The sequence below is a fragment of the Cupriavidus pauculus genome, assembly GCF_008693385.1.
GTDB lineage: Bacteria > Pseudomonadota > Gammaproteobacteria > Burkholderiales > Burkholderiaceae > Cupriavidus > Cupriavidus pauculus_D.
Genome location: NZ_CP044065.1, coordinates 1,663,644 through 1,689,891 on the forward strand (window position 1 = coordinate 1,663,644; position 26,248 = coordinate 1,689,891).

A 26,248-nucleotide genomic window follows, 5' to 3' on the forward strand; every position below is an offset into this window, starting at 1 on the left:
AAACGAATCCTTTGTCGCAATCAGAACGCGGTACCGATCTGGAACTGGAAGCGCTGGACCCGGTCGGTATCGTCCTTCTTGAGCGGGAAGCCGACGCTGACCTTGAGCGGGCCGATCGGAGACAGCCACGACATACCGAGACCGGTCGAGTACTTGAGGTCGCTGACCTTGATGGGCGCGCCTTCCTGATACACGTTACCGAAGTCGAAGAACGTGAACAGACGCAGCGTGCGGTCCACACCGGACCCCGGCAGCGGGAACACGAATTCGACGTTACCAATAAGCTTGGACGCGCCGCCGACCGGGTTGCCGTTCTGGTCCTTCGGACCCAGCGTGCTGGTCTGGTAGCCACGTACCGAGCCGATACCACCGGCGTAGAAGTACTTGAACACCGGGAACGGCGTGTCGCCGTAGCCGTGCCCGTACGCCACTTCACCGTTGAAGGCCAGCGTGAAGGCCTTCGACAGCGGATAGAAGTATTGCTGCTGGAAGCTGGCGCGATAGTACTGCGTATCGCCACCCGGCACGCCCACTTCGAGGTTGGCCTGCGTGTACGGACCCTTGGTCGGGATCAGCGCACTGTCGCGGCGATCGCGCGCCCAGCCGATCGTGAACGGGAAGTTGTTGATCGGGTCGCCACTGCTCTTGCCAATCTTCTGCAGCCACGCCTGGTACTGCGACGGCGTGTTGACCGAGGTGTAGACCTGCGTGCGCTCGTAGCCGATACCGAAGAACACGGTATCGTTTTCCGAGAACGGCACGCCGAACTTGAAGCCGCCACCCGCGGTGACGATCTTGTAGTCCTGGTCGCCCGTGTAGTACAGCGGACGCGCGGTACGGTAGTAGATATCGGTCGAGCGGCTGATGCCGTCCACCGTGAAATACGGGTCGTACTGCGTCAGCGAGATCGTGCGGAACGACTTCGCGGTGTTCACGTCCAGGCCGAGGCTGGTACCGGAGCCGAACACGTTGTCCTGGCGCAGGCCGGCCTGCAGCACGAGCTTGTCGGTCGAGGAGAAGCCCAGACCCAGGCTGATCTGACCGGTCGGCTTCTCGGTCACGTTCACGTTCACATCGACCTGGTCGGGCGCGCCCGGCACGTCCTCGGTGGTGATGTTCGTGTCGGTGAAGTAGCCGGTACGGTTGATACGCGCCTGCGACTGCGTGAGCTTCTCGCTGTCGAACCACGAGCTTTCCATCTGGCGCATCTCGCGGCGCACCACCTCGTCACGCGTCTTGCTGTTGCCGACCACGTTCACGCGGCGCACATAGACGCGGCGGCCCGGATCGACCATCAGCGTCAGCGCGACTTCGCGCTTGCCCTGATCGATGTTCGGCTGCGGATTGATCGTGGTGAACGCGTAGCCGTACGTGCCCAGCAGGTCGGTAATGGCCTTGGTGCTCGCGGTCAGCTTTTCGGACGAGAAAATATCGCCCTTCTTCAGCTGCATGAGCTTTTCCATCTCTTCCTGCTTGCCGAGCAGTTCGCCGGCCAGGCGGATGTCGGACACCTTGTACTGCTCGCCTTCCTTGATGTTCAGCGTCAGGTAGATGTCCTTCTTGTCCGGCGTGATCGACACCTGCGTCGATTCGATCTGGAACTCGAGGTAACCGCGGTTCAGGTAGTACGAACGCAGCGCTTCCAGGTCGGCCGTCAGCTTCTGCTTCGAATAGAGATCGTTCTTCGTGTACCAGGACAGCCAGTTCGGCGTCGACAGCTGCATCTCGTCGCGCAGCGTGCTTTCCTTGAACGCCTTGTTACCGACGATATTGATCTGGCGGATCTTCGCGACGGGGCCTTCGTCCACATTGAACACCACGGACACGCGATTGCGGTCCACCGGCGTCACGGTGGTCTGCACGTCGGCGGCATAGTAGCCGCGCGCGACGTACTGGCGCTTGAGCTCCTGCTCCGCCTTGTCGATCAGCGCCTTGTCGTAGTAACGCGCCTCGGCCACGCCGACGGCACGCAGCGAACGGCGCAGCGTGTCCTTGTCGAATTCCTTGATGCCGACGAACTCGAGCTGCGAGATGGCGGGACGTTCCTCCACCTGCACGACGAGCACGCCATCTTCGGCACGGATCTGCACGTCCTTGAAGAAGCCCGTGTTGTAGAGCGCGCGAATGGCATCGGCGCCCTTGTCGTCGGTGAAGGTTTCGCCGACGCGGACCGGGAGGTAGCCGAACACGGTGCCCGGCTCGACGCGCTGCAGCCCTTCGACGCGGATGTCCTTGACTACGAACGGATCGGCGGCCCAGCCCGCAGGGCTCCAGGCCGCGATAATCGCACTCGTCAGCACGCCCAGCGAGATGCGCTTATTTCTGATCAATGTCGATCCCCTCTCTCTCAAATCGATGCAATGCGATACAGGAATATTTTTTAGGCTCTGGCGCCGCGGCGCGTACCCGTCGTCCCGGCCAACGCGCAGCTACCCGCGCGCCAGGAACAATCGGCTGACGTCATTGAACAAAGCGAGTGAGGTCAGGAGCAAGATGCAGGCGATGCCGACCTTCTGCAGCGTCGCCTGCCAGTGATCTGGTACGGGCCTGCCAGTCAAAAATTCCACGCAATAATACAGCAAATGCCCCCCATCCAGAACCGGAATAGGTAACAAATTCAGTACACCGAGGCTGACGCTGACCAGCGCCAGGAAGCTGATGAACGGCTGCCAACCCATGTTGGCCGCGCGGCCCGCATAATCGGCGACGGTCAGCGGCCCGCTGAGATTCTGCAGCGACGCCTCGCCGATCAGCATCTTTCCGAGCAGCTTCAGCGAGAGCACGCTCGTGTTCCAGACCTGCGCCGCGGCACGGACCGTCGCCTGTCCGAGCGGATAGCGCACGGTTTCGGTCTGTACGGCCTGATTGAGCGCCGCGCCCAGCTTGCCGGCGGGCTTTGCCGCACCGCCATCCTTGGGCGCCTCGCCGGGCGCGGTGTCGAGCGTGACCGGCACGTCGAGCCGCTTGCCGTCGCGCTGGATGCCGAGCACCACCGCCTGGCCCGGCTGCGCGCGCACGGCGCGGATCAGCTCGCTCGCCTGCGTCAGCGGCTTGTCCCCGAACGCCACCACCTGGTCGCCCGCCCGCAGGCCGGCCCGTTGCGCGGCGCTGTCCGGCAGGACTTCGGCCACGGTGACCGGGCCGCCCTTGAGATTCAGGCCCAGCGTGGCCAGCGGGTCCTGCTCCGGATTGCCGCCCGTATTCGGCAGGCGGCCCAGCCGCACGTCGCGCTCGGCGCCGTCGGTGCCGCGCACGCGCAGCACGGCCGGGGCATCGTCGAATCCGTTTGAGAAAACGGCCATGCGCAGGTCGTTCCACGAGCGGATGGTCTCGGTACTGTCGTGCGCGGTCAGCGACAGCACGCGGTCGCCCTCGCGCACGCCGGCCTCCGCCGCGACCGTGCCGGCCGCGGGCGCCGCCACCACGGGCACCGGCTCGCGCATGCCGCCCGCGAGCAGCACCATATAGAAGACGATCGCCAGCAGGAAGTTGGCCAGCGGGCCGGCCGCCACGATCACGAACCGCTTGCCCACGGGCTGGCGGTTGAACGCGCGCGGCAGTTCGGCCGCGTCGATCGGCGGATCGACCTCGGGATCGCGCTCGCGCTCGTCGAGCATCTTGACGTAGCCGCCGAGCGGAATCGCCGCGAGCGTCCACTCGGTCCGGTCACGGCCCTTCGATACCCAGCGCGCGAGCGGCCGGCCGAAGCCGATCGAGAATCGCAGGACCTTGACGCCGCAGGCCCGCGCCGCCAGGTAGTGCCCCATTTCGTGCACGAAAATCAGAATGCACAGGGCAACGATAAAAGCGATCACGGTTTGCATGGCATGTCATCCGTCAAGACTGCGGACCTCGGCGAACGCGCATTGCACATCGCCGCGGTCGTTATCGCCACGATCATCAGCGAGCCAGGCTCGCCACCAGTTGTTGCGCGGCCGCGCGCGCGCCGGCATCGGCCGCGAGCACGCCGTCGAGCGACTCCGCCGAGCCTTCATGCGGCTGGCCGAGGACGCCCTCGACCACGCGCGCGATGTCGGTAAAGCGCGCGCCGCCGGTCAGGAACGCCTCCACGGCGACCTCGTTGGCGGCATTCAGCACCGCCGGCGCCACGCCCCCCGCGCGCAGCGCGTCGAACGCGAGCCCCAGGCACGGAAAGCGTTTCAGGTCCGGGGTCTCGAAATGCAGGCCGCCGGCCACGGTCAGGTCCAGCGGCGTCACGCCGGAGTCGATGCGCTCGGGGTACGCCATGCCGTAGGCGATGGGCGTGCGCATATCGGGGTTGCCGAGCTGCGCGAGCACCGAGCCGTCGGCATAGGCGACCATCGAATGGACGATGCTCTGCGGATGGATCAGGACTTCGATCTTGTCCGCGGGCGCGCCGAACAGCCAGTGAGCTTCGATGACCTCGAGGCCCTTGTTCATCATCGTCGCCGAATCCACCGAGATCTTGCGCCCCATCACCCATTTGGGATGGGCACAGGCCTCGTCGGGCGTGATGTCGTGCAGCGTCGAGGGATCGCGCGTGCGAAACGGGCCGCCCGACGCGGTGACCAGCACCTTCGACACGCCGGCGCGATAGCGCGGGTCGTCGGTCGGCAGGCACTGGAAGATGGCATTGTGCTCGCTGTCGATCGGCAGCAGCGTGGCGCCATGCTCGCGCACCGCGTCCATGAAGATGGCGCCGGACATCACGAGCGATTCCTTGTTCGCGAGCAGCACGCGCTTGCCCGCGCGCGCGGCGGCCAGCGACGAGCGCAGCCCCGCGGCGCCGACGATCGCGGCCATGACCGCATCGGTCCCCGTATCGGCGGCCACCGACTCGAGCGCCTCCGGTCCATGGCTGACTTCGGTCTTCACGCCGGCCTGGCGCAGCAGGCCCTCGAGTTCGCGTGCCGCTTCCGGGCTGCCCACGACGGCCCGTGCCGGACGAAACTCGGCACAGGCGGCCGCGAGCTTGTCGACCTGGCGATGCGCCGACAGCGCGTGAACCGTGTAGCGGTCCGGGTGGCGCCGCACGACGTCCAGCGTGCTTTCGCCAATGGATCCGGTTGCGCCGAGAATGGTGATGCGTTGCATAGAAACCAGTTCAGATAAGGGTCACAGCCACGCCAGCAGCAGCGCCGCCAGCGGAAATACGGGAATCAGCGCATCGATGCGGTCCAGCACGCCACCGTGCCCGGGCAGCAGGCCGCTGCTGTCCTTCATCCCGACCTGACGCTTGAGCAGCGACTCGAACAGATCGCCGATCACGCTCGCGGCCACCAGCAATGTCGTCAGCACCGCGACGAGGCCCAGACCGTGGCGGTCCGCCACCGCGGAGAACCAGGTCGGCGCGAACGCATGCGATGCCGCCAGTCCGAGGCCGAGCGCCATGACGAACACCCAGCCGCCCAGCGCGCCCTCCCAGGACTTGCCCGGGCTGATGGTCGGCGCGAGCTTGCGGCGGCCGATGGCCTTGCCCACGAAATACGCGCCGATATCGGCCACCCAGACCAGCACCGCCACCGACAGCAGGACGGCAATGCCCTGCCCGCGCAGCACCATCACGGCATGGCCGAACGCCGGCAGCATGATGACACCCAGAATCGCGCCCAGCCCGGTAAAGGCCGGCGTGGCCGTCCGCACGCCACGCGCGAGCAGCACCAGCGCGACGCCCCACGCGACGACGGCGGCCGCAAGCAGCACCATCACCGAGCGCGGATCGGGCGCGGCATCCCAGACCAGCAGCACGAGCAGGCAGACCACGGCATAGACGACGGGCATGGACCCCCGCAGGCCGATCAGGCGGCCGAACTCCCAGCCGCCCAGCAGGACGATGATCGCGACGAGCCCGGCCAGCGCCACCGGCGGTGCCAGAAACAGGATCGGCAGGATCAACAGCAGCAGGCAAACGGCGGTGATGACGCGGGTAATGAGCATGCGCTGCGGTGTCCCTGAGTGAATGGCCCGTGAACGGCAGGAGCGTCCCGAGGACGCTCAGGCGGTTCCCGACAGACCCGGCGCGACCAGCTGTGCGCTGGTGCGGCCGAAACGCCGTTCCCGCTGCCGGTACGACGCAAACGCCTTGTCGAGTTCGGCGGCGTCGAAATCGGGCCAGTAGGTATCGGTGAAGTAAAGCTCGGAGTAGGCGAGCTGCCAGAGCAGGAAATTGCTGATGCGCTGTTCCCCGCCCGTGCGGATGAACAGGTCCGGCTCCGGGGCGTAGGCCATCGCCAGATGCGGTGCGAGCACCGATTCGTCGATGGTTTCGGGGTCGAGCATCGGCTGGCGCGCGAGCATCTTGCGCATGGCCTGGAGCAGGTCCCACCGGCCCCCGTAGTTGGCGGCGATGGTCACCGTCAGGCCGGTATTCTTCGCGGTGCGCGCCTCGGCATCGGCAATCAGCTGCTGAATGCGCGGGCTGAAGCGGGACAGGTCTCCCACCACGCGCAGGCGAATATTGTTGGCGTGCATCTTGACCACCTCGCGGCGCAGGGCGGTCATGAACAGGCGCATCAGGAACGAGACTTCGTCCGCGGGGCGGCGCCAGTTCTCGGAACTGAATGCGAACAGCGTGAGGAACTGCACGCCACGCGCGGCGCTCGCCTCGACCACGGCCCGAACCGCGTCCAGGCCACGATTATGGCCGGCGATGCGGGGCAGATGGCGTTGTGTCGCCCAGCGGCCGTTGCCATCCATGATGATGGCAACGTGCTGGGGCACATAGCTGGTATCGGGAACGCCGAGCGTAGAACTGATGTGCTGCATGGTGACAGACGGTTTCACACCGTCATGATCTCCTTTTCTTTCTCGGCCACGAGCTTGTCGATCTCGGCGACGAACTTGTCCGTCAGCTTCTGGACTTCGTCCTGACCGCGGCGCTCGTCGTCCTCGGAGATCGTCTTGTCCTTGACCAGCTTCTTGAACTGTTCGTTGGCGTCGCGGCGCAGGTTGCGCACGGCGATCTTGGCACCCTCGGCCTCGCTCTTGACGACCTTGGTCAGCTCCTTGCGGCGCTCTTCGGTCAGGGCGGGCATCGGCACGCGGATCACGTCGCCCATGGTGGACGGGTTCAGGCCGAGGTCCGCGTCGCGGATGGCCTTCTCGACCGGCTGCACCATCTTCTTTTCCCACGGCTGCACGCTGATCGTGCGGGCATCGGCCAGGCCGACATTGGCCACCTGGCTGATGGGCACCGGCGAACCGTAGTAATCCACCTGCACGTGATCGAGCAGGCCGGTATGGGCACGGCCCGTACGAATCTTGGCCAGATCGGCCTTGAAGGCTTCGATCGACTTCTGCATCTTCTGCTCGACGCTCTTCTTTGTGTCGGCGACGGTCATGTTTACCTCCGGAAATGCCAGACAGGATCCCGCCCTGGGCGGGATCGAAAATGAACCATTCTACTCTCAAGGACCGCGCGAATTGCCATTCTGCCTCGGTCCGTCCACGTCAAACGTGCACCAGCGTACCTTCGTCCTCACCCTGGATCACACGAAGCAGCGCGCCCGGCTTGACGATCGAGAAAACCTTGATCGGCAGCTTCTGGTCGCGGCACAGCGCGAACGCCGTGGCGTCCATGACCTGCAGGTTGCGGGAAATCGCCTCGTCGAACGAGATCGTCGTGTAGCGCGTGGCGCTGGGATCCTTCTTCGGGTCGGCCGTGTACACGCCGTCCACCTTGGTGGCCTTGAGCACGATCTCGGCGCCGATCTCGGCGCCGCGCAGCGCGGCGGCCGTGTCGGTCGTGAAGAACGGGTTGCCGGTACCGGCCGCGAAAATCACGACCTTGCCTTCTTCGAGCTGGCGGATGGCGCGGGGGCGGATATAGGGCTCGACCACCTGGTCCATGCGCAGCGCGGACTGGACCCGGCCTTCGATATTGGCGTGACGCATGGCGTCCTGCAGGGCCAGCGCGTTCATCATCGTGGCCAGCATGCCCATGTAGTCGGCCGTCGCGCGGTCCATCCCGGCGGCACCGCCAGCCACGCCGCGGAAGATATTGCCGCCGCCGATGACCACGGCCACCTGGACGCCCAGCTTCACGATCTCGGCGATGTCGTTGACCATGCTTTCGATGGTGGAGCGGTTGATGCCGAAGGCATCGTCGCCCATCAGGGCCTCACCGGACAGTTTCAGAAGGACGCGCTTGTAGGCTGGCATGTTCACCCTCGGGCAAATTTAACTGGGAAACGCCGGTCGTAACCGGTTTTCGTCGTGACCCGGGGTGCCGGATCACGACGAAAACTGGCTGCTTGAACAGTGCTGGTGCAGTGCTACTTGTGCAGAGGGGCACCTTGCGGCGCCCCTCGGCATTATACGGTGGCAGCGTTGGGAGTCCGCATGGAACGCCCGCTTGCCACCCGGAACATCAGCCCTTCTGGGCAGCGGCCACCTGGGCAGCCACTTCGGCAGCGAAGTCGTCCTGCTTCTTCTCGATGCCCTCGCCCACCACGAACAGCGTGAAGCCCTTCACGGTCGTGTTGGCGGCCTTCAGCATCTGCTCGACGGTCTGCTTGTCGTTCTTCACGAACGGCTGGTTCAGCAGCGAGACTTCCTTCAGGTACTTCTGGACCGAACCCTCGACCATCTTGGAGACGATCTCGGCCGGCTTGCCCGATTCGGCAGCCTTCTGCTCGGCGATGCTGCGCTCCTTGGCGATCAGCTCGGCCGGCACGTCGTTCGACGACAGCGACACGGGCTTCATGGCGGCCACGTGCATGGCCACGTCCTTGGCAGCGGTTTCGTCGCCGTCGAACTCCACGACCACGCCGATACGCGTGCCGTGCAGGTACGAGGCCAGCTTGCCGCCGTTGGCGTAGCGCTTGAAGCGGCGGATCGCCAGGTTTTCACCGATCTTGCCGATCAGCGCGGTACGCGTGGCTTCCACCGACACGCCGTCGATCTCGAGCGCCGACAGGGCGGCCACGTCGGCCGGGTTCTGCTTGGCGATCAGTTCGGCGATCTTGGCCGAGAAGGCCAGGAAGTCGTCGTTCTTCGACACGAAGTCGGTTTCGCAGTTCAGCTCGACCAGCGCGCCGGTCGTGCCGTCGATGAACGTGGCGACCACGCCTTCGGCGGTCACGCGCGAAGCGGCCTTGCTGGCCTTGTTACCCAGCTTGACGCGCAGCAGCTCTTCGGCCTTTTCCAGGTTGCCATCGGCTTCCGTCAGGGCCTTCTTGCATTCCATCATCGGCGCGTCGGTCTTCGCGCGCAGTTCTGCAACCATGCTTGCGGTAATTGCCGCCATTTTTCACTCCTTGGATGTCACCGGCGGGAAAGGGTACGCACCGCGGATGACAGCTTGATAGTTTGAAAAAAGGGGGCGACGGATGTGCCCCCTGTTTCGGGGTTCGACCCCCGATTTCCCGGCATGGGCGCCGCCAGGGCGCCCGTGCCCGGAACATCAGCCTTCTTGCACTTCTACGAATTCGTCGCCTTCGCGAGCGGCTTCCACCACTTCCTGCACGGCGTTCGCACGGCCTTCCAGGATCGCGTCGGCCACGCCGCGCACGTACAGTGCCACAGCCTTGCTCGAGTCGTCGTTACCCGGAATCACGTAATCGATGCCTTCCGGCGAGTGGTTCGTATCGACCACGCCGATCACGGGAATGCCCAGCTTGTTGGCTTCGGTGATGGCGATCTTGTGGTAGCCGACATCCACCACGAAGATGGCGTCAGGAATGCCGCCCATGTCCTTGATGCCGCCGATCGACTTCTGCAGCTTGGTCATTTCGCGCTCGAACATCAGCGCTTCCTTCTTGCTCATGGTTTCCAGCGCGCCGGCTTCCTTGGCGGCTTCCATGTCCTTCAGGCGCTTGATCGAGATCTTGACCGTCTTGTGGTTGGTCAGCATGCCGCCGAGCCAGCGGGCATCGACGTAAGGCATGCCGGCACGGCCAGCTTCCTCGGCGAGGACTTCGCGCGACTGGCGCTTGGTGCCCACGAAAAGGATGGTGCCGCGGTTTGCAGCCAGCTGACGCACATACTTCAGTGCGTCCTGGAACATCGGCAGCGTCTTTTCGAGGTTGATGATGTGAATCTTGTTGCGATGGCCGAAGATGAAGGGGGCCATCTTCGGGTTCCAGAAGCGGGTCTGGTGGCCAAAGTGGCAACCGGCTTCCAGCATTTCGCGCATGGTCACGGACATGTGAGGTGCTCCAATAGGGTTGGGTCTGAAGTCCGCCCCGACATTCCTGAAAAGGAACACCCCGGATGGGCGGACAAGCGATTTACAAAAAGTTCCGAGTAATGCTCTCAAGCATTCGCTCTCGAGTACGACTCCGCTGCCTGCAACGGCAACCGTCAGCAAGGCAGCCCGCGATTGTAGCAACAAATCGGCATTTCCTTCAAGCGGGCCAGCAAATCCCTGCCAACCGCCCGGGTTGGTGAGATAATCTTACTTTGCGATTCGATTTCCGACGAGGTCTTTATGATCTTGTCGTCACATTTTCACAGCGCAGCATGAGCATCTACCTGAATACGGCCGACGACGTCGCGCAAATGCGCGTGGCCTGCCGTCTGGCCTCCGAGGTTCTCGACTACATTACCCCGCACGTCAAGGCCGGCGTGACCACGGGCGAACTCGATCGCCTGTGCCATGCCTATATGCGCGACGTGCAGGGCACGGTGCCGGCCCCGCTGAACTATGCGCCGCCGGGCTACCCGCCCTTCCCTGGCGCCATCTGCACGTCCGTCAACGACGTGATCTGCCACGGCATTCCCGGTGACCGCGTGCTCAAGAACGGCGATGTCGTGAACCTCGACATCACCGTGATCACGAAAGAAGGCTATTACGGCGACACCAGCCGCATGTTCGTCGTCGGCGAGGGTTCCATCCTCGCCAAGCGCCTGGCGCAGGTGACCTACGAATGCATGTGGAAAGGCATCCAGCAGGTGCGCAACGGCGCGCGCCTCGGCGATATCGGCCATGCCATCCAGACGCATGCGGAAGCGGCCGGCTACAGCGTGGTGCGCGAGTATTGCGGCCACGGTATCGGGAAGAACTTCCACGAGGATCCGCAGATCCTCCATTACGGCCGTCCGGGCACCGGCGCCGAGATCAAGAGCGGCATGATCTTCACGGTGGAGCCGATGATCAACGCGGGCAAGCGCGACATCCGCACGATGCCCGACCACTGGACCGTCAAGACGCGCGACCGCAGCCTGTCCGCGCAATGGGAACATACCGTGCTGGTCACCGACACCGGCTACGAGGTGCTGACGTTATCGGCGGGGTCGCCGGTACCGCCTCCCTTTATTACCGAACCCGTCGCGGCCTGAGGCCGCAAACGATACCGGGGCGCCGACGATGGCGCCCTTTGTGCTTTCAGCCGTGAAGAATTCACTCGCCCACGCCATGGACACCACGCCGGAACTGCTGCTCTGCCAACGCGTCCGCGACAGGCTGCGTGCCGACAAGCAGGCGCTGTTCGCCGAATTCGATGCGAGCAACCAGGTGCATCCGCTCGTCACGAAGCTGCGCCGCGCCGTGGACGCCGCGCTGATCGAGGCGTGGACCGGACTCGGGCTGCCGCGCGATGCCGCGCTGGTGGCCGTCGGCGGCTACGGCCGCGGCGAACTGTTTCCGTACTCGGACGTGGACGTGCTGCTGCTGTTGCGCGGGGAGCCCGATGCGGACACGGCCTCGCGGCTCGAGCGGTTTATCGGCCTGTGCTGGGACCTCGGGCTCGAGATCGGGTCCTCGGTACGGACCGTGGACGACTGCATCCGCGAGTCGGCGGCCGATATCACGATCCGCACCTCGCTGCTCGAGGCGCGCCTGCTGACGGGCAGCCGCAAGCTGTTCGACGAACTGCGCGCGCGCTACGACGCGGACATGGATGCCGGCGACTTCTTCCAGGCCAAGCTGCTGGAAATGCGCCAGCGCCATGCGAAGTACCAGGACACGCCCTACGCGCTCGAACCGAACTGCAAGGAAAGCCCGGGCGGCCTGCGCGACCTGCAGGTCATCCTCTGGATGACGCAGGCGGCCGGCCTCGGCGACAGCTGGAAACAGCTGTTCGAACGCGGACTGCTGACCGAGCGCGAAGCGCAGGAACTGACGCGTAACGAACGTCTGCTGCGCACGATCCGCGCGCGGCTCCATCTGCTGGCCGGGCGCCGGCAGGACGTGCTCGTGTTCGACCTGCAGACGGCGCTGGCCGAGGCCTTCGGCTATCGCCAGAACAACCACAAGCGCGCGAGCGAGCAGCTGATGCGCCGGTACTACTGGGCGGCCAAGGCGGTCACGCAGCTCAACAGCGTGCTGCTGCTCAATATCGAGGCGATGCTGTTCCCGAGCGAGTCCAAGGTGACGCGCGTGCTGAACGATCGCTTCGTCGAGCGCCAGGGCATGCTCGAGATCACGAGCGACGACCTCTACGAGCGCGAGCCGCACGCGATTCTCGAGACGTTCCTGCTGTACGAGCGCACGCCTGGCGTCAAGGGCCTGTCGCCGCGCACGCTGCGCGGGCTCTACAACGCGCGCACGGTGATGGACGCATGCTGGCGCAACGATCCCGAGAACCGCCGGCTGTTCCTGGCCATCATCCAGGAGCCGCACGGCATCACCCATGCATTGCGGCTGATGAACCAGACCAGCGTGCTGGGCCGGTACCTCATCAACTTCCGGCGCATCGTCGGCCAGATGCAGCACGACCTGTTCCACGTCTATACCGTGGACCAGCACATCCTGATGGTGCTGCGGAACCTGCGGCGGTTCGCGATCGTCGAGCATACGCACGAGTTTCCGTTCTGCAGCCAGCTCATCGCGAGCTTTGACCGGCCGTGGGTGCTGTGGATCGCGGCGCTGTTCCACGATATCGCCAAGGGCCGCGGTGGCGACCACTCGAAGCTCGGCATCGTCGATGCGCGGCGCTTCTGCAAGCAGCATGGCATTTCGCGCGAGGACACCGATCTGATCGCGTGGCTCGTCGAGCATCACCTGACGATGAGCCATGTCGCGCAGAAGCAGGACCTGACGGACCCCGAGGTCGTGCATGCATTTGCCAAGGTGGTGGGCAACGAGCGCTACCTCACCGCGTTGTATCTGCTGACCGTTGCCGATATTCGCGGGACAAGTCCCAAGGTCTGGAATGCGTGGAAGGGCAAGCTGCTCGAGGACCTGTATCGCATTACATTGCGGGTGCTCGGTGGCGCGCAGCTCGACCCGCATTCGCTGTGGGCGCAGCGCCGTGACGAAACCATCGCGCAGCTTAGGCTCAAGGCATTCGACCCGGAGCTCGGCAAGCCGCTGTGGGACAAGCTCGACGTGTCGTTCTTCCTGCGGCACGATGCGCGCGACATTGCGTGGCTGACGCGCAATCTCTTCAACAAGGTGGACAGCGAGACGGCCGTGGTGAAGGCGCGCATCTCGCCCGCCGGCGAGGGGTTGCAGATTGCCGTGTACGTGAAGGATCAGCCCGATCTGTTCGCGCGCATTTGCGGATACTTCGAGCGCAAGGCGTTCTCCATTCAGGACGCGAAGATCCACACCACGCGGCATGGGTATGCGCTGGATACGTTCCAGGTGACCGATCCCGGGCTCGCGGGCGACTATCGCGACATTCTCGCGCTGGTCGAGCATGAACTGGCCGAGCGGCTGCGGCTGGAATGTCCGCTGCCGGAGCCGACGCAGGGACGGCTGTCGCGCCAGTCGCGCAGTTTTCCGATCAAGCCGCGCGTGGACCTGCGGGCCGACGAGCGCGGCCAGTACTACATTCTTTCGCTTTCCGCCAATGACCGTACGGGTCTGCTGTACTCGATCGCGCTGGTGCTGGCGCGGCATCGGGTTTCGGTGTTCTCGGCGCGGATCAATACGCTCGGCGAGCGTATCGAGGACGTGTTCCTCGTCGATGGCGGACGCCTGTCTTCGGATAATCGATTACAGCTTCAGCTCGAGCAGGACCTGCTCGATGCGCTGGCGGTCTGAACGGCCGCCGCATTCGTACCCTACAAGATGACCGATAGCAAAACGCCCGGGCGCAAGACGCTGGGCATCAAGACCCCCTCCTCCTCCGACGCCGCGCCTGCCAAGAAGACGGGGGCGACGCGCCCCGTGCGCGTGTCGGACCTGAATCGCAAGCGGGTGCAGGCGGTGCAGGAGGGGATCCGGCAGGCGAAGGAACGGGCGGGGAAGCGGAAACCGCAGGGGGGGGAGAGTGGCGAGCGTGCGGCGTCGCCGGCGCGCAATGCCGGGGGTGGGTATGGCGACCGCCCGCCGCGACGGGAAGGCGACGCCCGGCCGCCGCGACGCTTTGACGGCGACTCGCGTCCGCCGCGACGCTTTGAAGGCGACTCGCGCCCGCCCCGTCGTGACGACGATGCCCGTCCGCCGCGCCGTTATGGCGACGACGAGGGCCGTCCGCCGCGACGCTTTGACAACGACTCGCGTCCGCCGCGACGGTTCGACAACGACTCGCGTCCGCCGCGCCGTGAGGGCGATGCCCGTCCGCCCCGGCCGTATGGCAACGACGAGGGCCGGCCGCCGCGACGGTTTGACGGCGACTCGCGCCCGCCGCGACGGTTCGACAACGACTCGCGCCCGCCGCGACGTGACGGCGATGCCCGTCCGCCCCGGCCGTATGGCAACGACGAGGGCCGGCCGCCGCGACGGTTCGACAACGACTCGCGTCCGCCGCGCCGTGAGGGCGATGCCCGTCCGCCGCGGCCCTATGGCAACGACGAGGGCCGTCCGCCGCGACGCTTTGACGGCGACTCGCGCCCGCCGCGACGGTTCGACAACGACTCGCGTCCGCCGCGCCGTGAGGGCGATGCCCGTCCGCCGCGGCCGTATGGCAACGACGAGGGCCGGCCGCCGCGACGGTTCGACAACGACTCGCGTCCGCCGCGACGTGACGGCGATGCGCGTCCGCCGCGGCCCTATGGCAACGACGAGGGCCGTCCTCCGCGGCGCTTTGACGGCGACGATCGGCCGCCGCGACGATTTGACAACGACTCGCGTCCGCCGCGCCGCGAGGGCGATGCACGTCCGCCGCGCCGTGACAGTGGCGACCGCCCCGCCCCGACCCGCGAACGTCGGTTCAGCGACAACGCCGACCGCGCCCGTCCGGCCCCGCGCCCCCCGGCCGCCGCGCCGCGCGGCGAGGATCATGCCTCCGCCCGCGCCGAGGACGACGGTCTCGTTCGGCTCTCGAAGCGCATGTCCGAACTCGGCCTGTGCTCGCGCCGCGAGGCCGATGAATGGATTCCGCGCGGCTGGGTGCTCGTCGACGGCAAACCCATCACCGAACTCGGCACGCGCATCCGCCCCGACGCCGAGATCGAGATCCTGCAGGCCGCCCGCTCCGAGCAGGGCGAACGCGTCACGGTGCTGCTCAACAAGCCCATCGGCTACGTGTCGGGCCAGGCCGAAGACGGCTACGAGCCCGCAGCCGTGCTGTTCGCCCCCGAGAACCAGTGGGAGAACGATCCCACCCGCAAGCGCTTCGCCCCCTGGCAACGCAAGAACCTCGCCCCCGCCGGCCGCCTGGACATCGACTCCACGGGCCTGCTCGTCCTGACACAGGACGGCCGCGTCGCCCGCGCGCTGATCGGCGACGACTCGACGGTCGAGAAGGAATACCTCGTGCGCGTGGTATGGCAATCCCCGCAGGGCGATGTCGAGCACAAGGTGAGCGAGGTCTTCCCGCCCGAGCAGCTCGACCTGCTGCGCCATGGGTTATCGCTCGACGGCGTGGTGCTCAAGCCCGCCAAGGTGAGCTGGCAGAACGAAGAGCAATTGCGCTTCGTGCTGCGCGAAGGCCGCAAGCGTCAGATCCGTCGGATGTGCGAACAGGTCGGACTCAAGGTGGTGGGGCTCAAGCGCGTGCGCATGGGGCGTATCGTGCTGGGCGACCTGCCCGTCGGCCAGTGGCGATTCCTCGGACCGTTCGAGAAGTTCTGAGGTCCCGGCCCTCTCCCCCGCAGGGAGAGGGCAACCAGCCGTCTACGATGCCAGCGGCGGCAGCCGCGACAAGGCCGCTTCGCTGGACTCGTCCACCGGCACATACACGAGCATCCGTACCCCATGCCGCGGCGACGACCACCAGTTGTTGCTATGCAGGGTCAACACGCCCGTGTCGGGGTGAAAAAAGCGCTTGGTCTGGTTCTCGAACCCGCGCACCTGATACCGCGGCCACAATGCCCGGAACGTCTCCGACACCGCCATATACCGCTGCAGCGCCGCCTGCCACACGGGGTCGTGCGTATGCTCCGCCATCTGCGCGCGGAACAGGGCGACCATCGCGGTCACCATGCCCTCCCAGTCCACGACGATCGATTTCCAGCTCGGTTGCGACAGCGCCAGGTAAAGGCAGTTGCGATCCTCGCGTGGCACCCGGGACAGGTCCATCCCCACCAGCCGGCAATAGGCATCGTTGAACCCGAGGATATCGAACCGCGTGTTCTCCACGATCGCCGGCAACGGGCTCAGCTGGTCGAGAATCCGCTGCGTCGCCGGCGGCACCGCCTCGCACGGCGCCTGGATCGCGGGCGGACGCGGCATGCCGGCCAGCACGAACAGATGCTCGGTCTCGGACTCGCTGCATTGCAGAGCCGACGCCACGGCGCCGAGCACCTTGTGGGAGACGCGAATCGGACGCCCCTGCTCGAGCTTCGTGTACCACGTGATGCCGATATCGGCGAGCGCCGCGACTTCCTCGCGCCGCAGCCCCGGCGTTCGCCGCCGCCCCATGCGCCCGAGACCCATGGCCGCGGGATCGAGACTTTCGCGGCGGGCGCGCAGAAAGGCGCCCAGCTCCAGCGAGCGGCTGTCCGAGACCCCGTCATCGGTCACATCGTCATCGAGCGACACCACATCGAGCCTACCCGGACGTGCAGTCATGCAAGAACTCCTCGGAAACCTAAGCTGACACAATTTATACCAGTCTAGACTGGGCTCTTGTACCAGTCTAGGCGACCTCCGATACTACCGCACATCGCATCGCGTCTGCAGGTAAACCCCAATGAGTACGACACCCTCCCCTTCGCTGGCCAAGTCCGGCCTCTATGTGCTGCTGGCCGGCCAGTTATTGCCGCAAATCGACTTCTCGATCGTCAACGTGGCCCTCAACGCCATCGAGCAGTCGCTGCACGCGACCGCCACCGAACTCGAACTGATGGTCGCCGTCTACGGCGTGGCCTTTGCCGTCTGCCTCGCCATGGGCGGGCGCCTCGGCGACAACTTCGGCCGCCGCCGCGTGTTCAATATGGGCGTGCTGCTGTTCGGCATCGCCTCGCTGCTGTGCGGCATCGCCGATTCGATGCTGATGCTGCTGGCCGCGCGCGTGCTGCAGGGCGCCGCGGCCGCGCTGCTGGTGCCGCAGATCCTCGCCACGATCCACGTGGGCCTGCGCGGCCACGCGCATTCGCGCGCGATCGCGCTGTTCGGTTCCGTCAGCGGCATCGCGTTCATCATCGGGCAGGTGCTCGGCGGCGTGCTCGTCTCCGCCGATATCGCCGGACTCGGGTGGCGCAGTGCGTTCCTGATCAACCTGCCGGTCTGCGCGGCCATCCTCGTGCTGTCGCCACGACTCATTCCCGAGACGCGCCGCGAGAATGCGTTCGGCATCGACGTGCCGGGCACCGCGATCCTCGCGGTCGTGATCATCGCGATCCTCGTGCCGCTCGCCATGGGTCCGACCATGCACTGGTCCTGGCCATTGCTGGCCACGATGGCCGCCGCGGTTCCGCTGATCGCGCTGCTCTGGCGTGTGGAACTGAATCAGGAACGCCGGGGCCTGCATCCGCTGCTGCCGCCCTCGCTGATGCGCCTGCCGAGCGTGCGCTTCGGCCTCGCGATCGCCATCCTGCTGTTCACGAGCTGGAGCGGCATGATGTTCGTGCTGGCACTCGCGCTGCAATCGGGCGCGCATCTGTCGCCGACCCAGTGCGGCAATGCGTTCATCGCGCTCGGTACCGCGTACTTCATCTGCGCCGTGCTCAGCGCGCGCATCGTCGCGGCCATCGGCCGCACACGCACGCTGATCGCCGGCTGCGCGATCCATATCGTCGGCATGCTCGCGCTGTGCTACACGCTGCATCACGTGTGGCCGCATCCGACGTGGCTGGACCTTGCCCCGCCGACCGTGGTGATCGGCTTCGGCAATGCGCTGATGGTGGGTTGTTTCTATCGCATCGGGCTGGCCGATATTCCGGCCGACCACGCGGGCGCGGGAAGCGCGATGCTGGCGACGATGCAGCAGGCCGCGTTCGGCCTGGGCTCGGCATTGCTGGGGACGGTGTTCGCGCAGGTGCTGCACCACCATGCGGGTGCCGCGATCCCGCCGGGCGCCTACCTCGATGCCACACAGGCGGGACTGGGCGCGGAACTGCTGCTGATTGTGCTGTTGCTGGCGGGCGCGCTGCGCTACCACGCGCGGCATGGGCAGCCGGTCGTGCCGGCCGCCGCCTGCCCGTCACGGTAAACCGTCGTCGCGATCAGTCGTCGCGATCAGTCGTCATAATCCGCGGGGAGCTCGGGAAAGAGGACTTCGGTAAAGCCGAAGCGCGAGAAGTCCTCGATCCGCATCGGGTACAGCACGCCGAGCAGGTGGTCGCATTCGTGCTGCACCACGCGCGCATGGAACCCGTCCGCGACGCGCTCGATGCGGTGCCCTTCGATGTCGTAGCCCGAGTACCGCAGATGCGTGTAGCGCGGTACCACGCCGCGCATGCCGGGCACCGACAGGCAACCTTCCCAACCCTCTTCGCGCTCTTCCGACAGCGGTTCGATGACGGGGTTGATCAGCACCGTCTTCGGCACCATCGGCCGGTCGGGCTGATTGGGCATGCGATCGAACCCGAAGATCACGACCTGCAGGTCCACGCCGATCTGCGGCGCCGCCAGGCCCGCGCCGTTCGCATGGGCCATCGTGTCGAACATGTCCTCGACCAGCGCCCGCAGTTCGGGCGTGTTGAACCGCGTCACGGGTTGCGCGATCCGCAGCAGTCGCGAATCGCCCATCTTCAGGATGTCTCGAATCATCGTGTTCCCTCCGGTTCAGCCCGCACTCGCGTCGCCCGCCAGTTCGGCGAGCAGTGCCAGCATGCCATCCTCGTCGATCACGGCCACGCCGAGCGACTGGGCCTTCTCGAGCTTGCTGCCCGCCTCGGCCCCGGCCACCACGTAATCGGTCTTCTTCGACACCGAACCCGCCACCTTGGCGCCCAGCGCCTCGAGCCGCTCCTTGGCTTCCTCGCGCGAGAGCGTGGGCAGCGTGCCCGTCAGCACGAACGTCTTGCCCGCGAGCGGCGCCGGCACGCGCGCGGCCGGTTCGCTCTCCGACGGGGTCACGCCCGAAGCCAGCAGATCCTCGATGACCTGACGGTTGTGTTCCTCGGCAAAGAAGTTCGCGATCGACTGCGCCACGACGGGGCCGACGTCATTGACCTCGAGCAGTGCCGCTTCGTCCGCATCCATGACCGCCTGCAGCCTGCCGAAGTGTTTGGCCAGATCCTTGGCCGTAGATTCCCCGACGTGGCGAATGCCCAGTGCGAAGATGAAACGATTGAGCATCGGCGTGCGCGAACGCTCGATGGCCTCGACGATATTGGCGGCCGACTTGTCCGCCATGCGGTCGAGCGCCGCGAGCTTCATCACACCGAGCTTGTACAGATCGGCCGGCGTGCGCACGATGCCCTGATCGACGAGCTGCTCGACGAGCTTGTCGCCGAGGCCTTCGATATCCATCGCGCGGCGCTGCGCGAAATGCAGCAGCGCCTGCTTGCGCTGGGCGGCGCAGATCAGCCCGCCCGTGCAACGCGCGATGGCCTCGCCTTCGAGCTTCTCGATATGCGAGCCGCATACGGGGCATGCGGTCGGCATCACGAACGCGCGCGCGTCCGCGGGCCGGCGCTCGGCCACCACCGCCACGACCTCCGGAATCACGTCGCCGGCGCGGCGCACGATCACGGTGTCGCCGATATGCACATCCTTGCGGCGAATCTCGTCCTCGTTGTGCAGCGTCGCGTTGGTCACCGTGACGCCCCCGACGAACACGGGCGCCAGCCGCGCCACCGGCGTGATCGCGCCGGTACGGCCGACCTGCACCTCGATGTCCTCGACGATCGTGGTCATCTCCTGCGCGGGAAACTTGTGCGCGAGCGCAAAGCGCGGCGCGCGCGAGACAAAGCCCAGTTGCTCCTGCTCCGCCAGCGCGTTGACCTTGTAGACCACGCCGTCGATGTCGTACGGCAGCTGGTCGCGGCGCGCGCCGATATCGCGATAGAACGCGAGCAGGCCCGGCGCGCCCTTGACCACGCGGCGCTCGGCACAGACGGGCAGCCCCAGCCGCGCAAAACCGTCCAGCATCACGCTGTGCGTGACGGGACGATCGGCACCCTGCAGCTCGCCGAGACCGTAAGCGAAGAACGACAGCGGACGCTTCGCGGTAATGCGCGGATCCAGCTGACGCAGGCTGCCAGCGGCCGCATTGCGCGGATTGACGAAGGTCTTCTCGCCGGCCTCGGCCTGGCGCGCATTGAGCTTGTCGAAGTCCTCGCGATACATGAACACCTCGCCGCGCACTTCGAGCACGGCAGGCGCCTCGCCCCGCAGCTTGAGCGGAATGGCCTTGATCGTGCGCACGTTGGCGGTGACGTCCTCGCCCGTCTCGCCATCGCCGCGCGTGGCGGCCTGCACGAGCTTGCCGCCCTCGTAGCGCAGCGACATCGCCAGTCCGTCGAACTTGAGTTCGCAGGCGTACTCCACCGCGTTGTCGGGCACGCGCGCGGTCTCTTCCGCCTGACTGAACAGATCCTGCGGGGCGTCGGCGGCGGGCACGGGCGCCGGACGCCCGAGGCCCTGCGCGCAGCGGCGGTCGAAGTTGACGACGTCGTCGTCCTCGAAGCCATTGTTCAGCGACAGCATCGGCACGCGATGCCGCACGGCATCGAACGCGGCAAGCGGCGCGCCGCCCACGCGCTGCGTGGGCGAGTCGTCGGTCAGCAGTTCGGGGTGTTCGGTCTCGAGCGCCTGCAACTCGCCGAACAGCGCGTCGTAGTCCGCATCGGGAATCGTCGGCGCATCCAGCACGTAATACTGGTAGCTATGGCGGTCGAGTTCTTCGCGCAGCCATTGCACGCGCTCCGCCGGCGCGGAGGTCGATGCCTGCGCGCCACGGGTTTTTCCGGTCATCGCGGCACTCCTAGAGGCTGAACAGTCGATGCGCGACGGGCGAGCCAGCCGGCATGCCACGTGCCTCGAGCTTTTCGTACAGCTTCTCCAGCTGGCCGAAAATCGCGACGAACGACGCCTCGCTCAGCGGCCGCATATTGTCATCGACGAGCTGCGCGCCCATGCGCTGCGCCAGGCTGTAGCCGTACTCGCACACGGTCTTGAACGGCTTGGTCGACTGCGCGGCCACCGGCACGTCCAGCAGCAGCGTGATCTGGCCGCCGGCGTTGATCGTCAGGTCGTCGCGCAGGAAGTTGGTATCGCCGAACTGCAGCGTGAACAGCGGACGCTGCACGCCGTCGCCATCGGCCTGATAGCGCGAGAAACGCGTGCCGTCGCGCGACAGCACGAGGCCGTCCTGCGTGGCCACGTTCTGCACGTACGCGGCCGACCACGGCGCACCATCGGAAATCACGTTGACGCCCAGCTGCACGTCGCAGCCCGCGGCAAACCCATCGAGCTCGCGCGCGTTGGCCACGGTCTCGGTCATGTCCGGCAGCTCGGCCGACGCGTCGAGCGCCTCGGCAAGCGCCTCGACCGCATTGACGAACTCCGAGAACTCGAGCGCGTTGAGCGGACCGCTGCGGTTGGCAAGCTGCACGGCCACCTGCAGGTCTTCATACTGGTGGCCCGCGGTCACGGGTTCCCACGCATTGGCTTCCACGCGCAGGCCTTCGATATGCACCTGCTTGGTCCCGGCACGGCGCAGACGGCCCGTGAGCGGGAGGATGCGATCGCCGGACGCCTTGCGTTCGAGGTGCATCGGCACGATGCAGTCGATCAGCGGGTCGATCACGGCGGGCGACGGCTGGCCATCCATCGGCGCGGTTTCGGGCTTCGGTTCCGGCTGGAGGCTCGCGGCGCCCAGTTGCGGCGACGACTGTGCCTCGGCGCTGGCCGTGGCCTGATTGGCCGCGGCAAGGTTGGCCGACTCGTCGTCGCCAGCCGCGGTGCCGGCCGCGTGAGTGCCATCGGCACCCTCGCCCGGCTTGCGCGCCACGGCGACCGCATTGGCCACCTCGTCCGCAACGGCCTCGTCGGCATCGGCGCCACCTGCCGCCGCATGCGCGGCCGCGGCCGCCACGCTGGCATCGCGCGCGTCGGCATCCTGGACCGCACCGGCCCCCACCGACACCTTGCCGGCACCGCCGAGCGTCGGCTCGCGGCGCGGGATATGTTCGGGCGGCGTCTCCTGCAGCTTGGCGGCCGTCTCGGGCCGCACGGTCTTGCCGACCACCGGCTCGCGCATCGGCGGCAGGTCGTCTTCCGGCATCAGCGGGCGCACGCGGCGCGACTTGTGGATCTGCCAACGGTTGTACGCCACCAGCAACAGCAGCAATACGACACCGGCGATGATCAGGGCATTCTGCAGTTCCATCAGGCGGCCTCCGCCATCGATACCGCTGCGTCCATATCCACCGCGACGATGCGCGATACGCCCTGCTCCTGCATCGTCACGCCGATGAGCTGATGGGCCATTTCCATTGCAATCTTGTTGTGCGAGATAAACACGAACTGCGTCTTGTCCGACATGCGCGCCACCATGTTCGCGTACCGCTCGGTGTTCGCGTCGTCGAGCGGCGCGTCCACCTCGTCCAGCAGACAGAACGGCGCGGGGTTGAGCTGGAACATCGCGAACACCAGCGCGATCGCGGTCAGCGCCTTCTCGCCGCCGGACAGCAGGTGAATCGTCGAGTTCTTCTTGCCGGGCGGCTGGGCCATGACCTGCACGCCGGCGTCGAGGATTTCCTCGCCGGTCATGATCAGGCGCGCCTGGCCGCCACCGAACAGCGACGGGAACAGCTCGCCGAAATGATGGTTGACCTGGTCGAACGTGCCCTGCAGCAGCGCGCGCGTTTCCTGATCGATCTTGGCAATCGCGTCCTCGAGCGTGTTGATCGCGTCGTTGAGGTCGGCGGACTGCGCGTCGAGGAACGTCTTGCGTTCGCGCGCGGCGGCCAGCTCGTCGAGCGCGGCCATGTTGACGGGGCCCAGCGCGTTGATCGCGTTGTTCAGGCGCGTGACTTCGCCCTGGAGGTACGACGGCTTGAGGTCGCCCGTGAGCTTGTCGGCCAGCGCGGCCTCATCGACTTCCGCCGTGGTCAGCTGCTCGCTGAACTGTTCCTGGTTCAGGCGCGCGGCCTGCTCCTTGAGCTGGTACTCGGTGATGCGGTCGCGCAGCGGCTGCAGGCTGCGCTCGGCGGCCAGACGCTGCTCGTCGAACTGGCGCAGCTGTGCCGACAGCGCGTCGAGTTCGATGCGCGCGGCCGACAGCTTCTCTTCCTTCTCGGCCCGCACTTCGAGCGCTTCCTGCAGGCCCGTGTTCGCGGTCTGTTCGTTGATCGTCTCGAGTTCCGCGCGGGCATTCTCGAGCGACTCGCCGATGCGCTCCGTCTGGTCGGCCGCCATCTGGATATTGCGGCGCAGTTCGTCGATACGGCCCGACAGGTTGCGCTCGGCGAACAGCGCTTCCTGCGCGGCGCGCTCGAAGTCGCGCAGCTGGTTGCGCGCGGTCGAGAGCTTGCCGTCCAGCGCGTCGAAGGCCATCTGCTGGTCCTCGTGCGCGGCCTGCAGGTCGGCAAGCGCGGCGTCGTGCTGCTCGAACGCGGCTTCCGATTCGGCGCGCACGGCGCGCTGCTCCTCGATCTGCGCCATGATCTCGGCGAGCTCGTCGCGAATCTGGCCGCTACGCGCGGAGAAACGCTCCATCGCCTGCGACAGCTTGAGCACGTCCATCTGCAGCGTGTGCACGCGGCGCGTGGCCTGCTCGGCGCGGCCGCGGGCCTCGCTCAGCGCCTGGCTTGCCTGCGTGTACGCCGCATCGGCGCGCACGGCCTGGCTCTTTGCCTCGTCGGACAGCAGCATCTGCGCGCGCACCTGCTTCTGCAGGTTCTCGATCTCCTGCTCGCGCGCGAGCATGCCGGCCTGTTCGGAGTCGGCAGCGTAGATCTGGATCGCGTTGCGGCCGATCAGGTGACCCTCGGCCACGACGAACGATGCGCCATCGGGCAGCGTATGGCGCGCGCCCATCGCCTGCGCGATATCGGTGGCGGTATAGATATCGGCCAGCCAGTCCTGCATGACCGCGCGGATGCCGGGCTCGGTGATCTGCACGAGCGACATCAGCGGCCGCAGGCCTGCCGGTGCCTCGATCGGGCGCGCGGCCGGCGGCGGCGTATAGAACGCGAGCTTGGCGGGCGGCGCGTCGGAGAGGAAGGCCTTGACCCAGTCGAGGTTCGACACTTCCAGCGCGGCCAGCTTCTCGCGCAGCACGGATTCCAGCGCGTTTTCCCAGCCCGGCTCGATATGCACCTTCTTCCAGAGCCGCGGCAGCTCGGCCAGGCCGTGGCGTTCGAGCCAGGGCTGGACCTTGCCATCGGTCTGCACGTTTTCCTGCAGCTGGCGCAGCGCGGCCAGGCGCGCCTCGAGCGAGGCAATGGCGGCGGCTTCGCTCTGCACGCGCTCCTGCGCGGTGCGGCGATCGGCATCGAGGCGCGGTACGCTGTCCTCGCTGTCCATCAGCACGGCCTGCGCTTCCTCGAGCATGGCTTCCTGCTCGGCGAGTTCCTCGCGCTGCTGTTCCAGCCGGGTTTCGTCCGGACGGTCGAGCCCCTTCTCCTCGAGCGACAGGCGTTCGCGGCGCTGCTCGAGCTGTTGGAGCGTCTGGTCCGCGTTACGCTGCTGCGCGGCCTCGAGTTTCAGCGTCTGTTCGGCCTGCGCGATGGCGGTGCGCTGCTCGTTGAGGCGCTGCTGCGCATCGCGCCACTGCCCCTCGAGCGTCGGCAGTTCGTCGGTTTTCACCGCGACCGTTTCCTGCGCTTCCACCGTGCGGCCTTCGGCCACGGCGAGGCTTTCCTCGGCCTGCGCGAGTTCGTCGGCGGCCTGCTCGGCCTTGCCCTGCCACTGGTCGCGTTGCGCGGTCAGCGCGGCGATCTGCGCCTGCGCGCGATTGCGCGACTCCACGACGAAGCGGATCTCGGCCTCGAGCTTGCTGACCGTGGCATTTGCCTCGTACAGCGCGCCCTGTGCGGCATGCATGCCGTCCGACGCGGTGTAGTGCGCGGCGCGCATGGTCTCGAGCTCGGCTTCGACGTGGCGCAGCTGCGCGGTCTGGGCTTCGAGGTCGATCTGCGCCTGCTCGATCGCGCGCTGGTGGCGTTCCTGCTCGGCCTGGGCTTCGCGCTTGCGCAGCAGCCACAGCAGATGCTGTTTCTCCTCGCCCTCGGACTGCAGCGTCTTGAAGCGCTGCGCCACTTCGGCCTGCCCTTCGAGCTTGTCGAGGTTGGTGCCGAGTTCGCGCAGGATGTCCTCCACGCGCGTCAGGTTCTCGCGTGTGTCGGAAAGGCGGTTCTCGGTCTCGCGGCGGCGTTCCTTGTACTTGGACACGCCCGCGGCTTCTTCCAGGAAGATCCGCATGTCATCGGGCTTGGCCTCGATGATCCGCGAGATCATGCCCTGCCCGATGATCGCGTAGGCGCGCGGACCCAGGCCCGTACCGAGGAAGATGTCCTGGATATCGCGGCGGCGGACCGGCTGGTTGTTGATGTAGTACGAGGAAGTGCCGTCGCGCGTCAGCACGCGCTTGACGGCCACTTCGGCGTACTGGCTCCACTGGCCCGCCGCGCGGCCCTCGGCGTTGTCGAACACGAGTTCGACGCTCGCCCGGCCGGCCTGCTTGCGCGCCGTGGAACCGTTGAAGATGACGTCCTGCATGGACTCGCCGCGCAGCTCGGAAGCGCGTGACTCGCCCAGCACCCAGCGCACGGCATCAATGATGTTCGATTTGCCGCAGCCGTTGGGACCGACGATGCCGACCAGTTGGCCCGGCACTTGAAAATTGGTGGGATCGACGAAGGACTTGAAGCCCGCCAGCTTGATCGATGACAGTCGCACGTTGTCGTGTGGTTTTCGGCGTTACGGATGAGAATGCGGGCGGGCGTGGTGTCACGTGTGACTTAATACCCACTTTAAACCTGAGGTGCCCGACGGAATGGCGACAATCATACCATCGCGAAACGCCCCACCGGCCGCTTTATCGACCGTTGCGCGCGGCACGAAAACCCACTCGGGTGACCCGGAAAAGTGTTGTAT

18 protein-coding genes are annotated in these 26,248 nt (G+C 66.4%); 4 read left to right on the forward strand and 14 right to left on the reverse strand.

Annotation, left to right across the window (positions count from 1 at the left end):
- Positions 1-20 precede the first annotated feature (20 nt).
- From bamA to rpsB, 9 genes are all read right to left on the reverse strand, one after another.
- Positions 21-2,330, reverse strand: a complete 2,310-nt coding sequence (gene bamA, locus FOB72_RS07600) for an outer membrane protein assembly factor BamA (RefSeq protein ID WP_150371969.1) — start codon at positions 2,328-2,330, stop codon at positions 21-23.
- 99 nt (positions 2,331-2,429) lie between these two features.
- Positions 2,430-3,824, reverse strand: coding sequence for an RIP metalloprotease RseP (gene rseP, locus FOB72_RS07605; protein WP_150371970.1), 1,395 nt, complete (start codon positions 3,822-3,824; stop codon positions 2,430-2,432).
- Between the two features lie 76 nt (positions 3,825-3,900).
- Positions 3,901-5,076, reverse strand: coding sequence for a 1-deoxy-D-xylulose-5-phosphate reductoisomerase (ispC, locus tag FOB72_RS07610; RefSeq protein ID WP_150371971.1), 1,176 nt, complete (start codon positions 5,074-5,076; stop codon positions 3,901-3,903).
- A gap of 21 nt (positions 5,077-5,097) precedes the next feature.
- Entirely contained in the window at positions 5,098-5,919 is an 822-nt protein-coding gene (locus FOB72_RS07615) for a phosphatidate cytidylyltransferase (RefSeq protein ID WP_150371972.1), read from the reverse strand.
- A gap of 57 nt (positions 5,920-5,976) precedes the next feature.
- Positions 5,977-6,747, reverse strand: a complete 771-nt coding sequence (locus FOB72_RS07620) for an isoprenyl transferase (protein WP_150373791.1) — start codon at positions 6,745-6,747, stop codon at positions 5,977-5,979.
- Between the two features lie 14 nt (positions 6,748-6,761).
- Positions 6,762-7,322, reverse strand: coding sequence for a ribosome recycling factor (gene frr / locus FOB72_RS07625; protein ID WP_150371973.1), 561 nt, complete (start codon positions 7,320-7,322; stop codon positions 6,762-6,764).
- Positions 7,323-7,431: 109 nt separating this feature from the next.
- Entirely contained in the window at positions 7,432-8,142 is a 711-nt protein-coding gene (gene pyrH / locus FOB72_RS07630; protein ID WP_150371974.1) for a UMP kinase, read from the reverse strand.
- Positions 8,143-8,350: 208 nt separating this feature from the next.
- Entirely contained in the window at positions 8,351-9,229 is an 879-nt protein-coding gene (tsf, locus tag FOB72_RS07635; RefSeq protein ID WP_150371975.1) for a translation elongation factor Ts, read from the reverse strand.
- A 156-nt stretch (positions 9,230-9,385) separates the two neighbouring features.
- A complete protein-coding gene (gene rpsB, locus FOB72_RS07640) occupies positions 9,386-10,129 on the reverse strand; it encodes a 30S ribosomal protein S2 (protein WP_109581250.1) in 744 nt (247 codons plus the stop codon).
- A gap of 314 nt (positions 10,130-10,443) precedes the next feature.
- Between rpsB and map the strand changes: the two genes are divergently transcribed.
- The 3 genes from map (at position 10,444) to FOB72_RS07655 (ending at position 15,886) form a co-directional block, all read left to right on the forward strand.
- The gene (gene map, locus FOB72_RS07645; RefSeq protein ID WP_150371976.1) at positions 10,444-11,262 is read left to right on the forward strand and encodes a type I methionyl aminopeptidase; all 819 of its coding nucleotides are present in this window, start codon (positions 10,444-10,446) and stop codon (positions 11,260-11,262) included.
- Between the two features lie 76 nt (positions 11,263-11,338).
- Positions 11,339-13,912: a [protein-PII] uridylyltransferase gene (locus tag FOB72_RS07650; protein ID WP_150373792.1), complete on the forward strand. Its 2,574-nt coding sequence runs from the start codon at positions 11,339-11,341 to the stop codon at positions 13,910-13,912.
- Between the two features lie 27 nt (positions 13,913-13,939).
- Positions 13,940-15,886 (forward strand): pseudouridine synthase, encoded by a 1,947-nt coding sequence (locus tag FOB72_RS07655; protein WP_150371977.1) that lies wholly within the window; start codon positions 13,940-13,942, stop codon positions 15,884-15,886.
- Positions 15,887-15,928: 42 nt separating this feature from the next.
- Here the strand turns inward: FOB72_RS07655 and FOB72_RS07660 are convergent, their stop codons facing one another.
- Positions 15,929-16,825: a helix-turn-helix transcriptional regulator gene (locus tag FOB72_RS07660; protein WP_150371978.1), complete on the reverse strand. Its 897-nt coding sequence runs from the start codon at positions 16,823-16,825 to the stop codon at positions 15,929-15,931.
- Positions 16,826-16,946: 121 nt separating this feature from the next.
- On the opposite strand from FOB72_RS07660, the gene FOB72_RS07665 reads away from it, so the two are divergent.
- Positions 16,947-18,407, forward strand: coding sequence for an MFS transporter (locus tag FOB72_RS07665; RefSeq protein WP_150371979.1), 1,461 nt, complete (start codon positions 16,947-16,949; stop codon positions 18,405-18,407).
- A gap of 26 nt (positions 18,408-18,433) precedes the next feature.
- On the opposite strand, the gene def is transcribed toward FOB72_RS07665, so the two are convergent.
- Genes def through smc form a run of 4 tightly spaced genes read right to left on the reverse strand, consistent with a single transcriptional unit; the run spans position 18,434 to position 26,050 of the window.
- Positions 18,434-18,967, reverse strand: a complete 534-nt coding sequence (def, locus tag FOB72_RS07670) for a peptide deformylase (protein ID WP_150371980.1) — start codon at positions 18,965-18,967, stop codon at positions 18,434-18,436.
- A gap of 15 nt (positions 18,968-18,982) precedes the next feature.
- On the reverse strand, positions 18,983-21,118 hold the full coding sequence (gene ligA, locus FOB72_RS07675) for an NAD-dependent DNA ligase LigA (RefSeq protein WP_150371981.1): 2,136 nt from the start codon (positions 21,116-21,118) through the stop codon (positions 18,983-18,985).
- Positions 21,119-21,128: 10 nt separating this feature from the next.
- A complete protein-coding gene (locus FOB72_RS07680; protein ID WP_150371982.1) occupies positions 21,129-22,535 on the reverse strand; it encodes a cell division protein ZipA C-terminal FtsZ-binding domain-containing protein in 1,407 nt (468 codons plus the stop codon).
- A complete protein-coding gene (smc, locus tag FOB72_RS07685; protein ID WP_150371983.1) occupies positions 22,535-26,050 on the reverse strand; it encodes a chromosome segregation protein SMC in 3,516 nt (1,171 codons plus the stop codon). Before smc ends, FOB72_RS07680 begins: the two co-directional genes overlap by 1 nt.
- Between the last annotated feature and the right edge of the window lie 198 nt (positions 26,051-26,248).